The sequence below is a fragment of the Micromonospora sp. NPDC049048 genome, assembly GCF_043197615.1.
GTDB lineage: Bacteria > Actinomycetota > Actinomycetes > Mycobacteriales > Micromonosporaceae > Micromonospora.
In genome coordinates, this window is the sequence record NZ_JBICTM010000003.1 from 854,696 (window position 1) to 867,836 (window position 13,141).

The 13,141-nt window shown below is 73.2% G+C and carries 8 protein-coding genes; 5 read left to right on the forward strand and 3 right to left on the reverse strand.

The annotated features are described in order from the left end of the window. The first annotated feature begins 88 nt into the window (after nucleotides 1-88). The 3 genes from ACGFIG_RS14405 (at nucleotide 89) to ACGFIG_RS14415 (ending at nucleotide 4,529) form a co-directional block, all read left to right on the forward strand. Entirely contained in the window at nucleotides 89-1,471 is a 1,383-nt protein-coding gene (locus ACGFIG_RS14405; protein WP_393002735.1) for an FGGY family carbohydrate kinase, read from the forward strand. A 95-nt stretch (nucleotides 1,472-1,566) separates the two neighbouring features. Next, complete coding sequence (locus tag ACGFIG_RS14410; protein WP_393002737.1) at nucleotides 1,567-4,110, forward strand: nitrate- and nitrite sensing domain-containing protein; 2,544 nt, start codon at nucleotides 1,567-1,569, stop codon at nucleotides 4,108-4,110. A gap of 5 nt (nucleotides 4,111-4,115) precedes the next feature. Further along, nucleotides 4,116-4,529 carry a roadblock/LC7 domain-containing protein gene (locus ACGFIG_RS14415; protein WP_393002947.1) on the forward strand — a complete coding sequence of 138 codons (414 nt, stop codon included), beginning with the start codon at nucleotides 4,116-4,118 and terminating at the stop codon, nucleotides 4,527-4,529. A gap of 57 nt (nucleotides 4,530-4,586) precedes the next feature. Here the strand turns inward: ACGFIG_RS14415 and ACGFIG_RS14420 are convergent, their stop codons facing one another. After that, the gene (locus ACGFIG_RS14420; RefSeq protein WP_393002739.1) at nucleotides 4,587-6,044 is read right to left on the reverse strand and encodes a GH1 family beta-glucosidase; all 1,458 of its coding nucleotides are present in this window, start codon (nucleotides 6,042-6,044) and stop codon (nucleotides 4,587-4,589) included. Between the two features lie 940 nt (nucleotides 6,045-6,984). On the opposite strand from ACGFIG_RS14420, the gene ACGFIG_RS14425 reads away from it, so the two are divergent. Then, a complete protein-coding gene (locus ACGFIG_RS14425) occupies nucleotides 6,985-9,876 on the forward strand; it encodes a glycoside hydrolase family 48 protein (RefSeq protein WP_393002949.1) in 2,892 nt (963 codons plus the stop codon). A gap of 285 nt (nucleotides 9,877-10,161) precedes the next feature. Here the strand turns inward: ACGFIG_RS14425 and ACGFIG_RS14430 are convergent, their stop codons facing one another. Further along, entirely contained in the window at nucleotides 10,162-10,878 is a 717-nt protein-coding gene (locus tag ACGFIG_RS14430) for a DUF3159 domain-containing protein (RefSeq protein ID WP_393002741.1), read from the reverse strand. A gap of 84 nt (nucleotides 10,879-10,962) precedes the next feature. On the opposite strand from ACGFIG_RS14430, the gene ACGFIG_RS14435 reads away from it, so the two are divergent. Next, complete coding sequence (locus ACGFIG_RS14435) at nucleotides 10,963-11,850, forward strand: phosphatase PAP2 family protein (protein WP_393002743.1); 888 nt, start codon at nucleotides 10,963-10,965, stop codon at nucleotides 11,848-11,850. Between the two features lie 50 nt (nucleotides 11,851-11,900). Here ACGFIG_RS14435 and ACGFIG_RS14440 read toward each other — a convergent pair whose 3' ends face one another. Beyond that, a complete protein-coding gene (locus tag ACGFIG_RS14440; protein WP_393002745.1) occupies nucleotides 11,901-13,133 on the reverse strand; it encodes a low temperature requirement protein A in 1,233 nt (410 codons plus the stop codon). Nucleotides 13,134-13,141: the final 8 nt, after the last annotated feature.

Below are 13,141 nucleotides of genomic sequence, written 5' to 3' on the forward strand. Positions count from 1 at the left end.
GTCCCGCGCCGGCACCGGAAAGCCGATCGGGCGTACGGCCCACCGGCTGGGACGACGGGACACGGCACACCGGGTAACTTGACCCGCGATGAACATTCTCGCGCTCGATCTGGGCACCTCCTCGGTACGCGGACTCGTGCTGGACGCGGACGCCCGGCCGCTGCCCGGCGCGCTGAGCCGGCGCAAGGTGAGTCTCGTCGTGCGCGACGACGGCACCGGCACCCTGGACGGCCCCGGCTACCTGGCCTGCCTCGCGCAGTGCCTGGACGAGTTGGCGGCCGGCGGGCACCTGCGTGACGTGTCGCTGGTGGCGACGTCCGCGCAGTGGCATTCGGTGGTGCCGATCGGCACGGACGGCGCGCCCCTCGGGCCCGTACTGACCTGGCTGGACACCCGCCCGGAGGCCCCCGCCGGGGCGGTCGGCCCGGCGGACCCGGAGGACTTCCACGGGCGTACCGGCACGTGGTGGCACCGCTGCTACTGGTCGATCCGGCTGCCCTGGCTACGCGGGCACACCGGCGGCCGGATCGCCCGGTTCGCCGGCCTGGCCGAGTACGTGCTGGGCGAGCTGCTCGACGCGGCGCCCATGTCGATCTCCCAGGCCTCCGGCACGGGCCTGCTGGACCTGCGCACGCTGGACTGGGACGCCGAGGCGTGCGCGCTGGCGGACAGCCGGGCCGACGAGCTGCCCGAGCTGGCCCCGACGGGCTGGCGGGGTCGGCTGCGCCCGGCGTACGCGCGGCGTTGGCCGCAGCTCGCCGACGCACCCTGGGCCGGCCCGGTGGGCGACGGCGGGGCGTCGAACGTCGGCTCGGGCTGCGTGCGGCCGGACCGGGTGGCGGTGACGGTCGGCACGTCGGCGGCGGTACGGCTGATGCAGCGTGTCCCGGCGGGGCAGGCCATGCCGCCGCTGCCCGCGGAGCTGTGGCGCTACCGGGTCGACCACGAGCACGTGGTGACCGGCGCCGCGTACTCCTCCGGGGGCAACCTCTTCGCCTGGGCCGACCGGGAGCTGCGGCTGCCCGGGGGCGACGAGTTGCAGGCGGCCCTGGCGCGGGTGCCGTACCGGGGTGGCCTGCCGGTGAACGTCCGCTTCGGCGGGGACCGGCCGCCCGGGAGGGCTCCGGCCGGCTCGGGTGTCCTGGGCGGTCTGAGCTTCGACACCACCGCCGTGGAGATCCTGGCGGGGCTGATGCGGGGCCTGTGCGACCTGGTCGCCGCCGACCTCGCCGTGCTGGAGTCCAGCGTCGACAGCCCGGTGGAGGTGGTGCTCGGCGGGGGAGCGATGGCGGCCTCCGCCTGGTGGCGTACGGCGTTCGCCGCGGCGCTCGCGCCCCGGCCGGTGTGGTACGGGCGCAACCCGGAGGTCGGCGCGAGCGGCGCGGCGCTGGTGGCCCTGGGACGCGTCGGTGACGCTTCGCGGCTCGCCGCCATCGTCCGGACGGATGAGCCCGGCTCACCCTCCCAGTAGCACCTCAACCCGACCCGTTGACACAGCTCGCGGGCCTGGTTGGATGGACTCCGCTCCCCGGCTCGCGGCGGACGCGGGACAGGGAGGCGGTAGGAGTGGGGGTAGGTCCGGAAGCGTCCGGCGGGGCGCCGTCGCCGCACCGTCGACGCCGGTTCGACGTCCGGGTCGTGCCGCACCGCCGCCGCTCCCCGTTCCGCCTGCGGGACTGGCGGATGCGGACGAAGCTCGCCACGGTGCTGGTCATCCCGTCGGTCGCGTTCCTGGTGCTGGCCGGCGTGCAGACCCACACCCTGGTGGGGCGGACGACCGCCCTGGGCGACTTCGCGCAGCAGGTGGGCATCGGCCGGGAGATCGTGGCGGCGGTGCACCAGCTCCAGCAGGAACGCGATCGGGCCGCCGGTGAGCTGGGCGAGCTGCGCCGTGGCGGCGCGGGCGCCGACCGGGACGCCGCGATCGTCATGTTGAAGCCGTTGCAGGCCGCCACCGACGAGGCGCTGCGCGACCTGCGTCGGGCCGCCGCGCCGCTGGCCGACGCCGACGCCTCCTGGCGGGTCTCCTACCTGGAGGTGTTGCAGGCCTACGACCAGGTCGTCTACATCCGGGCGGCGATTCCCCCGGCGGTGCTGGGCAGCGACACCATCCTGAGCCACTACCACCGGGCCGTCGACGCGCTGCTGCGCCTGCTCGCCGAACCCTCCCCGGGCGAGGAGCGGCCGGCCCTGAGCGACGCGGTGCTGCGCTACGTGCAGCTCGCCCGGGTCAAGGAGCTGTCCTCGCGGGTGCGGGCCGAGCTCTACGAGGCCGCGCGCGCGGGTCGCTACGGCGTGGAGGACCAGGTGCTCCTGACCGACCTGCGCGCCCAGCAGTTGACGGCGTTGGGCGCGTTCCGGGTCGCCGCCACCGCCGAGCAGATCCGCCGCTACGACGACACCTCGGCGGACCCGGCGTTCCTGGCGGCGGCCCGGCTGGAGGAGCAGAGCCTGCCGACCGGCGGCGTCGCGCCGGCCGTACTGCCGGCTCCACAGTGGTGGGCGGCCAGCGAGCAGCGTCAGGAGCTGCTCCGCCGGGTCGAGGCGTCGGTGCTCGGCGACGCCGTGGCGCAGGCCGACGAGGTGAGCACGTCGCAGCTGCGGACCACCCTGCTGGTCGTCGGCAGCGTCGTGACGGTGCTGCTGGTGGCTCTGCTCATCTCCGTCCTCGTCGGCCGGTCGATCGCCCGGTCGATGCGGCTGCTGCGCGGTCAGGCGCTGCGGATCGCCCAGCTGGAGCTGCCGGACGCCCTGGACCGGCTGCGTACGGTCAGCGGTGGCGTACCGGCGATCGAGGTGCCGCCGGCGGTGGTCCGTTCGCTCGACGAGATCGGCGAGCTGGCCGAGGCGTTCGTCGCGGTGCACCGCAGCGCGGTCAACGTCGCCGTCGAACAGGCGACCACCCGGCGCAACGTCAACGCGATGTTCGTCAACCTCGCCCGGCGCAGCCAGGTGCTCGTGGAACGCCAGTTGGAGCTGCTCGACGAGCTGGAGCGCGAGGAGAGCGACCCGGACCAGCTGGAGAACCTCTTCAAGCTCGACCATCTGGCCGCCCGGATGCGACGCAACGACGACAGCCTGCTGGTGCTCGCCGGGACGGAGTCGACCCGCCGGTGGAACCGGCCGGTGGGGCTCCGCGCGATGCTGCTCGCCGCGAGCGCCGAGATCGAGCAGTACCAGCGGGTCCGGCACGGGACGGTGGCCGACCTGCACGTCGTCGGGCACGCCGTCGGTGAGCTGGTGCACATCCTCGCCGAGCTGCTGGAGAACGCCACCTCCTTCTCCCGCCCGGACACGGTCGTGGCGGTCACCGCCCGGGCCGAGGTCGCCGGTGCGGTCATCGAGATCACCGACCGGGGGCTCGGGATGAGCCCGGCCGCCCTGGCGGGGGCGAACGCCGTGCTGGCCACCCCGCCGGCCGCCGACGTGGCGACGGTCGAGCGGATGGGCCTGTTCGTGGTCAGTCATCTGGCGGCCCGCCTCGGCGTCGAGGTACGCCTGGACGGCGGCGAGGACGGGCTCGTGGCCCGCGTACGGCTGCCCGGAGGTCTGCTGGCGCCCGCGCCGGACCGGGAGACGCCCGTGCCGGCGCGGATGCTGGCCGCCACCGCGGCCGGTGCGCCGCCGGCCGGCGAGCTGCCGGTGGCCGGTCGGCCGCCGGTGTGGGTCGGGCCGCGGCCGGCGGTTCAGCGGCCGGTGGCCGGGCGCCCTCCGGTCCCGCCCCGGCAGGCCCGCTCGGTCCCGGTGCGGGCCGACGACGTGCTCGCCCCGGCGGGCCGGCCGCCCGCGTCGACCGGTGGGGGTTGGTGGTCCCGCGAGGGCCCGGCGCCCGGTCCGGCACCCGGGACCTCACCCACGCCGCCGGCCGTGCCGGTCACGGGTGGGACCAACGAGCGTGGTCTGCCCGTCCGGGTGCCCATGGCGCAGCTCACCGCCAACACCCGGCCGGCGCGGCCGGAGCCGTCGGCGGTGCACCAGGATCCGGACCCGGAGGCGGTCGCGGGGATGCTGTCCCGGTTCTACAGCGGGGTACGGCGGGCCGAGGCCGAGGAGACCACGGAGATTGTCATGCCGCCGGGCGGCGTACGCACCGAAGGGAGACAGCGATGACGACGTTGAGTCGGGAGGCCCGCGACCTGAGCTGGCTGGTGAGTGGGTTCGCGGAGCGGGTGCCGGGGGTGGTGCACGCGATCGTGGTCTCCTCCGACGGGCTGCTGGTCGCGATCTCCGACCATCTGCCCCGGGACCACGCCGACAAGCTCGCCGCGGTGACCTCGGGGCTGATGAGCATCACGGCGGGGGCGGCGCAGATGTTCGACGGGGACGTCGTCAAGCAGACGGTCGTCGAGATGGGGCGCGGCTACCTGCTGGTCATGCAGGTGCGCGACGGGTCCATCCTGGCCACCATGGCGGGGTCGGAGGCCGACATCGGCGTGGTCGGCTACGAGATGGCGCGGCTGGCGAAGCAGGCGGGGGAGATGCTCACCCCGGCGCTGCGGGCGGAACTCCAGCAGGCCCTGCCCCGCTGAGCGGGCCGCCGCCCCACCCCGGTGCCGGTTCCGGCGCCGGGGTGGGGTGCTCCGCGGTCAGAGGCCGTTGGCGGCGATGACCTGGCGGTACCAGTGCGCGCTGCGCTTGAGCACGCGCCGCTGGGTCCGGTAGTCCACGTAGATCAGGCCCCAGCGCTCGTCGTATCCGGCGTCCCACTCGAAGTTGTCGAGCAGGGACCAGACGTGGTAGCTCTCCAGCGGCACGCCGGCGGCCAGGGCCCGGTGGGCGGCGGCGAGGTGTTCGCGCAGGAAGCTCACCCGCCCGGCGTCGTCGACCGTGCCGTCGGCGGCGAGGACGTCCGGGGTCGGCAGCCCGTTCTCGGTGACGGTCAGCGGGATCGGACCGTAGTCGCGGGTCACCCGGGTCAGCATGTCGTACATCCCGTCGGGGTAGATCTGCTGCCAGGGGGCCTGTGAGGTGGGCCAGCGCGGGATCGTCGCGCCGTCGCCGGTGACGTAGTACGGCGTGTAGTACTGCACGGCGAGCAGGTCCACCGGGGCCGAGATGGTCGCGAGATCGCCGTCGCGGATGCCGCGGACGAGCCGGCTGTCGGGGCCCAGGTCGTCCAGCACGTCCTGCGGGTAGCGGCCGGTGAGGATCGGGTCGAGGTAGAGGCGGTTCTCGTAGCCGTCGTAGAGCCGGGCGGCCCGGGCCGCCTCGGGCGAGTCGTCGGCGGGGTAGCAGGGGTGCAGGTTGAGCGCCGGGCCGATCCGGCCGGCGCCGGTGGCGCGGTGCGCCGCGACGGCGAGCCCGTGGGCCAGGTGCAGGTGGTGGGCGACCAGGTACGCGGCGGCCGGGTCCTGCCGGCCCGGGGCGTGGTGTCCTTCGAGGTAGCCGTTCTGCACCACCGTCTTCGGCTCGTTGACGGTCAGCCAGACCGGCACCCGGTCGCCGAGGGCCTGGAAGATGATCTCGGCGTAGTCGGCGAAGCGGTGGGCGACGTCGCGTGACTCCCAGCCGCCGGCGTCCTGGAGGGCCTGCGGCAGGTCCCAGTGGAACAGCGTCGCCATCGGCGCGATGCCCCGGTCGTGCAGCCCGTCGACGAGGCGGCGGTAGAAGTCCAGCCCGCGCTGGTTGGGTGCGCCGGTGCCGTCGGCCTGCACGCGCGGCCAGGAGATGGAGAACCGGTAGCTGTCCAGCCCGAGGCCGCGCATCAGGTCCAGGTCCTCGGCGTAGCGGTGGTAGTGGTCGGCGGCGACGTCGCCGGTGTCGCCGTTGCGGGTGCGGCCCGGGGTGCGGCTGAAGGTGTCCCAGATCGACTCGCCCCGGCCGTCCTCCTTGGCCGCGCCCTCGATCTGGTAGGCGGAGGTGGCCGCTCCCCACCCGAAGCCCGGGGGAAAGCGCAGCCCGGCCGCCGCTTCGTCGGTCCGCGCCGTGGCGTCGGCGCTCCGGTCCCCGTCGTCTGCGGCGTCTGTCGCGGTGCCGGTCGTGGCGGCGGGGGCGGTGGCGGAGAGCGCGGCGCCGTGGGGCGGGCGCGGGGTGGGCATCGACATCGGTTCTCCTCATGGTCTGCGTGGCCACCGCCGGGCCGGGAGCGCTCCCAGCATAGAGCAGGGGACCCGTCGCGATCGCTCCCGCCCGACAGGGGTGGGGGCGACAGGGGTGGTGGAGGGGTGTGTCGTACGCCCACGCGGGAGCGGGCCGGCGGCGGCGCGCCGGCGCTCGGGTGGCCGGCCGCGGGACGCCGGGGCGCCGGGGGCGCGGGCGTCGACCGGGCGGTACGGGCGGGACAGCGGACGAGGCCGGTCGGAACGGCGACACGGCCAGTCCCGTCGGCCTCTGTTCCCATCGGGGATGGGGGATTAGTGTGTGGGGACGGGGGAGGGCAACCCCCGTCCCCACCATTGCTGCACACGCACGGGCGGAATTGGCGTCCTGTCGTGCGTGTCGCGCGGGAGCCGGGCCACGCGAGTGGCTGGAGATCCACCTCCCTCCATGTTCGGTGGGATGGCTGACGGCGGTGTCCGGGCTGGCCCGCCGTCAGCCCTCGGGCTGAGTCCTCGAGTCGGCCGGGTGGCCGACCCAAGTGATCTTCTAGTTGGAACTCCGTCGATGGAAGCGCTCCCATCGACCGATGCTGCGACTGTAACGCCCGTCACGACTTTGTGAAAGCCCCAAAACGAGATCGAAACATGTTGCTGTGTTGGTGCGTCGTCGCCATTGTGGGAGCGCTTCCATGCGTGGCACACTGTCGCCACCGCGACGCGGAGCCAGATCGCGCAAGCGTGGGTCGCCGAGGGCAGCCGGTGTCTCCGGTACGGCATCCGACGCAGTCGGTGGAGTTGCCCCGCAGGGGCGCCGCCCGCCGCACCCCGGCCCCGGGCCGGGGCGACCACCATCCCGGGCGCCTCGAATCCCCGTTCGCGGGAGGCGCCCCGCCGGGACCTTCGCGTCCCCGGCCAGGTCCGAGGAGACACCGCGCACATGAGAAATCTGGCAAGACGTCGCCGCCTGGCGATGGTCGCCGCCGCCGCGCTCGCCATCGGCGGGGTGACCCTGCCGGCCGGCGCCGCGCAGGCCGCCCCCGCCTGCGACGTGGTCTACGCGACCACCGACTGGAACAACGGCTTCACCGCCAACGTCACCATCAAGAACCTCGGCGATCCGATCAACGGCTGGACGCTGAAGTTCGCCTTCCCCGGCGACCAGCGGGTGACCCAGGGCTGGTCGGCCAGGTGGAGCCAGACCGGCAACCAGGTCACGGCCACCAACGAGTCCTACAACGGCAGCCTCGGCACCGGCGCCTCGACCAGCATCGGCTTCAACGGCTCGCACAGCGGCACCAACGCGAAGCCGACGTCGTTCTCGGTCAACGACGTCACCTGCGGCGGCACCCAGCAGCAGCCGCCGACGGTCGCGCTGAGCGTGCCGGCCGGCCCGTTCGAGGCCCCCGCCGACGTGCCGCTGAGCGCCACCGCCAGCGACCCGGACGGGACGATCAGCAAGGTCGAGTTCTACCGCAACGGCCTGCTGGTCAACACCGACACCACCGCACCGTACGGCTACACGCTGGAGGACCTGCCCGCCGGCGCGTACACCGTGCAGGCCAAGGCGTACGACAACGCGAACCTGACCGCCACCGCGGAGAAGTCCTTCACCGTCACGGCCGCCTCCGGGCCGGTGCTGGTCGCCACCCCGTCGGCGGTGAGCGTCGCCGAGGGCGGCAGCTCGCCGGTCAACCTCAAACTCAGCGCCGCGCCGACGGCCAACGTGCCGGTCTCCCTCGCCCGCACGGGCGACACCGACATCACCGTCTCGCCGGCCACGGTGACGCTGACCCCGAGCAACTGGAACACCGGCGTCAACGTGACCGTCGCGGCGGCCGAGGACGCCGACACGCTCGGCGGCACCGCCACCATCACCGCCTCGGCCACCGGGTACGCGCCGCTGGCGATCACCGCCACCGAGATCGACAACGACACCGGCGGCGGGGACGACACGTACGTCAAGCGGTTCCTCGACCAGTACGGCAAGATCAAGAACTCGGGCTACTTCAGCCCCGAGGGCGTGCCGTACCACTCCATCGAGACGCTGATCGTCGAGGCTCCCGACCACGGCCACGAGACGACCTCCGAGGCGTTCAGCTTCTGGCTGTGGCTGGAGGCGCAGTACGGCCGGGTGACCCAGAACTGGGCCCCGTTCAACAACTCCTGGACGGTGATGGAAAAATATATAATTCCGAATCACTCAGACCAGCCGACGGCCGGCGCGGCCGGCACCCCGCAGTACGCCGCCGAGCACGACCTGCCCAGCCAGTACCCGTCGCAGCTCGAGGCGTCCGTGCCGGTCGGCCAGGACCCGCTGCGCTCGGAGCTGCAGAGCACCTACGGCACCGGCGACATCTACGGCATGCACTGGCTGCTCGACGTGGACAACACCTACGGCTACGGCCGCTGCGGCGACGGCACCACCCGGCCGGCGTACATCAACACCTTCCAGCGGGGCACCCAGGAGTCGGTGTGGGAGACCGTGCCGCAGCCGTCCTGCGACACCTTCGCCCACGGCGGCCGCAACGGCTACCTCGACCTGTTCGTCAAGGAGGCGAACGCGCCGGCGAAGCAGTGGAAGTACACCAACGCCCCCGATGCCGACGCCCGCGCCGTGCAGGCCGCGTACTGGGCCCTGACCTGGGCCAAGGAGCAGGGCAAGGAGGCCGACGTGGCGGCCACCGTGGCCAAGGCCGCGAAGATGGGCGACTACCTGCGCTACGCCATGTTCGACAAGTACTTCAAGAAGATCGGCAACTGCGTGGGCGCCAGCGCCTGCCCGGCCGGCACCGGCAAGGACTCGGCGCACTACCTGATGTCCTGGTACTACGCCTGGGGCGGCGCGTACGAGACCAACCAGAACTGGTCGTGGCGCATCGGCTCCAGCCACAACCACTTCGGCTACCAGAACCCGTTCGCGGCCTGGGCGCTGACCAACGTCAACGAGCTCAAGCCGAAGTCGCCGACGGCGGTCACCGACTGGACCAAGAGCCTGGAGCGGCAGCTGGAGTTCTACACCTGGCTCCAGTCCGCCGAGGGCGGCATCGCGGGCGGCGCGACCAACAGCTGGGGCGGCAACTACGGCCAGCCCCCGGCCGGCACGTCCACCTTCTACGGCATGTACTACGACGTCGACCCGGTCTACAACGACCCGCCGTCGAACCAGTGGTTCGGCATGCAGGCCTGGTCGATGCAGCGCATCGCCGAGCTGTACCTGCAGACCGGCAACGCCAAGGCCAAGGCGCTGCTGGACAAGTGGGTGCCGTGGGCGATCGCCAACACCACCCTGGGCACCGACTGGTCGATCCCGTCGGACCTGAAGTGGACCGGCCAGCCGACCACCTGGAACCCGACCAACCCGCAGCCCAACACCGACCTGCACGTCGAGGTCACGGTCAAGGGCCAGGACGTCGGCATCGCCGCCGCCTACGCCCGCACCCTCATCGCGTACGCGGCCAAGTCGGGCAACGCGGCGGCGAAGAACACCGCCAAGGGGCTGCTGGACGCCCTGCACGGGGCCAGCGACGCCCAGGGCGTCTCCACGGTGGAGAAGCGCGGCGACTACCGCCGCTTCGACGACGTCTACGACGCCGGCACCGGTCAGGGCCTCTACGTGCCGCCGGGCTGGACGGGCACCATGCCCAACGGGGACGCCATCGCCGCGGGCAAGAGCTTCCTCGACATCCGTTCCTTCTACAAGAACGACCCGGCCTGGCCGAAGGTCCAGGCGTACCTCGACGGCGGTCCCGAGCCTGAGTTCCGGTACCACCGGTTCTGGGCGCAGGCGGACATCGCCATGGCGTACGCCGACTACGGCAAGCTGTTCCCCAACGGCTGAACCGGCTCCTCCGGGTGGGCGGCGCGGCCCGCCCACCCGGGGACCGACCGGGCCTGGGGGAACGTCGAACGCCCGGTCGGTGGACGGCCCGACTCCCACGGTCGGGCCGGGGTGGGCCGGTCAACCGGCCGACGCAGCGGGGCAGCCGGCCCACCCCACCGACACCCGGATACGCACCCGGCGCGAAAACGCCCGAAAAACCGGCCGGCACGGGATCACGTACGAGGCCGGAACGGAGTAACGTACGTCACCGGAGAGGCCGCTCCCCCCGTGGCGGCCTCTCCCTTATTCTTCGCCGGCGCGGCCGCTCACGTCTGCCGCCGGCTCCGCCGGCCTCCCGGCCGCGACGACCGGGTGGCGCAGCCCCGGATGACCGGCCGGCAGCGACCGGCGCACCACCACCCAGCTCACCGCGAGCACCGCCGCCACCAGCGGCCAGGACAGCGCGACCCGGGCCACCGTCAGCGCGACCACCTGGCCGCCGAGCCACAGCGGCAGGAACACCGCCACCCGCAGCACGTAGGTCGCCGCCCACACCCAGCTACCCCGGCCGTACGCGCGCAGCAGCGCCGGATCCCGCCGCCACCGGGTCCGCTGGCCCAGTACGGCGCCCACCACCACCCCGAGCAGCGGCCAGCGCACCACGATGCTGACCACCCAGGCCAGCGTGCTCGCCGCGTTGGACAGGAGCTGGACGAGGAAGAAGTCCTCGGCGCGACCGGTGCGCAACGCGATCAGCGCGGCCACGCAGACGGCCAGCAGCCCGACCAGCACCGAACGCGGCCGGTCGCCCCGGCGCAGCCGCCAGCCCGCCAGCGCGGCACCCGTGAGCACCGCCGCGCCCACCCCGCCCCACAGCGAGTGACCGCCGAGCAGCCAGCCGAGCGCGAACGCCACCGGCGGCAGGCTGGCGTCGACCGCGCCCCGGCGCCCGCCGAGCAGGTCCGCGAACGTTTCCGTCCGGTCCGCCGGGGCCGCCGCACGATCCGGTGTACGCGTCACCGTAACCTCCTCACGTCCGCCATCAACCTAGCCGTCCCGGACCGGCAGGCCACCCTTCGTCGGGGCGGTGCCTGCCGCTACGGTGTGCGGGTGCGAGCGACGGCGAGGGGTTGGACGGCGGTCTGGTTGGTCGTCCTGGCGATCGTCCAGACGGCGGCCTTCCTCGCGGTCTGGCGGGTCGCCGTGCACGTCGAGATCGGCCAGTGGGTCGACACCGTCGCCCTGACCGGCAACCGGATCGGGCAGGACCGCATCGACGGTCCGGTGGACCGCATCCTCAACGCCATGTCGGTCGTCTCGCTGCTGGCGGCGACCGCGGTGATCGGCTTCATCGCGCTGATCCGGGGCCGGATCGCCCTGGCCGTCACGGCGACCCTGCTGATCGCCGGCGCCAACGCCACCACCCAGCTGCTCAAGTACGGCCTCGCCCGGCCCGACTTCGGCATCGACCCCGAACGCATCTACGCCGGCAACAGCCTGCCCAGCGGGCACGCCACCGTCGCCGCCTCCGTCGCGGTGGCCCTGGTGCTCGTCCTGCCCCGCACGGTACGGGTCTTCGGCGCGTTCGTCGGCGCCGGCTACGCCGCGATCGCCGGGGTGGCCACGCTCTCCGCCGGCTGGCACCGGCCCAGCGACGCGGTGGCGGCGTTCCTGGTCGTCGGGGTCTGGGCGGCGCTGGCAGGGCTGCTGTTGCTGATCACCCAGCGGGAGCAGGCGCAGGTGGAGTCGGCCGACGCCCACCGGGTCGCCGCGACGGTGCTCGGTGTCAGCGGGCTCCTGGCGGTGGTGGCCTGCGGGCTCGCGCTCGCCTGGCTGGTCGACCTGCGCGCCACCCCGCCCAGCGAACTGGCCCGCCGGCCGCTCTTCGTCGGGTACGCCGGCAGCGCCGCCGGGATCGTCGGCACGATGGGCGTGGTGATGGCGCTGGTGCTCGCCGCCGTGCACCGGCTGGTGCCCCGGGTCAAGGGCTGAGCGTCCAACGGAAGCAGCGGCCACCATCGTGTCCCGCCCGTGGGCGGAGGTCAGAAGGCCGGTTTGGCGTGCTCAGGGGGTCGCCTGAGGGCCTGAAGCTGGTCGAGGACGGCGATGATCAGCAGGATCGTCGCGGCCGTAGCAGCCAGCGCCAGCGGAGGCGTGTCGGACAGCAGTTGGCCCGTGGCGAGCAGTGCGGCGATGCCGATGACGCGCCGGCGGGACACTCGATCGAAGACCAGGTACTCCAGCCGGCTGCGTCCGAGCAGGAAGAGCACCGGCCCGCCGATGATCATTACCCGCCAGGACGGGAAGGTGAAGTCGGTGTGGTGGTGATGCACCAGGTAGTTGCCGATCGCGGTGGCCACCACCCCCAGCACCATCACGCCGTGCGCGAAGCCGACGCGCCGTCCCCAACCCGCGGGGTCACGGCTGCGCTCGAAGGCGTCGGCGAGCAGGTCCCCGACGCGGAAGAAGTAGATGCGCCACAACAGCACCGTCGTGAAGAACGCCACCAGCAACGCGGCCGTCTGGTAGCCCCTGCGCGGACCTGCGGAGTATTCGATGCCGACGGCCAGAATGGTCTCCCCGAGCGAGATGAGCAGGAACTGGGGAAACCGGTCGGCCAGGTGCTGGCCCCCGTACCGCCAGGTCAAGGTCCGTTCGCGGCCGAGGCCCGGCACCGGCCACCCCAACCGGGCCGCCCCCAGATCCACGACGACCGCCGCCGTCCACCACGCCACCCGGTTCCCGCCGGAGGCGAATCCCCCGACGATCCAGAACACGGAACTGACCGCGTACCACACCATGGCCCGCGCGTACTGGCGACGCAGCGCGTGCGAGTCGAGAAAGAGCACCAGCCCGGCCAGCCGGCCGAACTGCACCGCCACCAGAGGCACCGCGAACGCCAGCCCACCCACGGTGAACGCGTCAGGAACCGCCGCACCCATGAACAACAGGCCCAACGCACTGCCCACCACCACAAGCTGGGTACCGGGCCAGCGGGGCGCGAAACGCGCGGTGAGATAGGCCGTCGTCGTCCACAGCCACAGCAACGGCGCGAACAGCAGCAGCGTGCGCCCGACGTTGGCCCACCTCGGCGCGAACTCGTCGTTGTCGAACCCGGGCACGGCCTGCGCGACCAGGCGGGTCAGCGCGAAGACCATCACCAGGTCGAAGAACAGCTCGACGAAGGTCGCCTGCTGCCCACCGTTGGCCTCCCGCAGCAGACCTACGTGTGCCCCCTCACCTCTGCGTCGACGTCTGCCATGCCAAGCTGCCACCGTTCCGT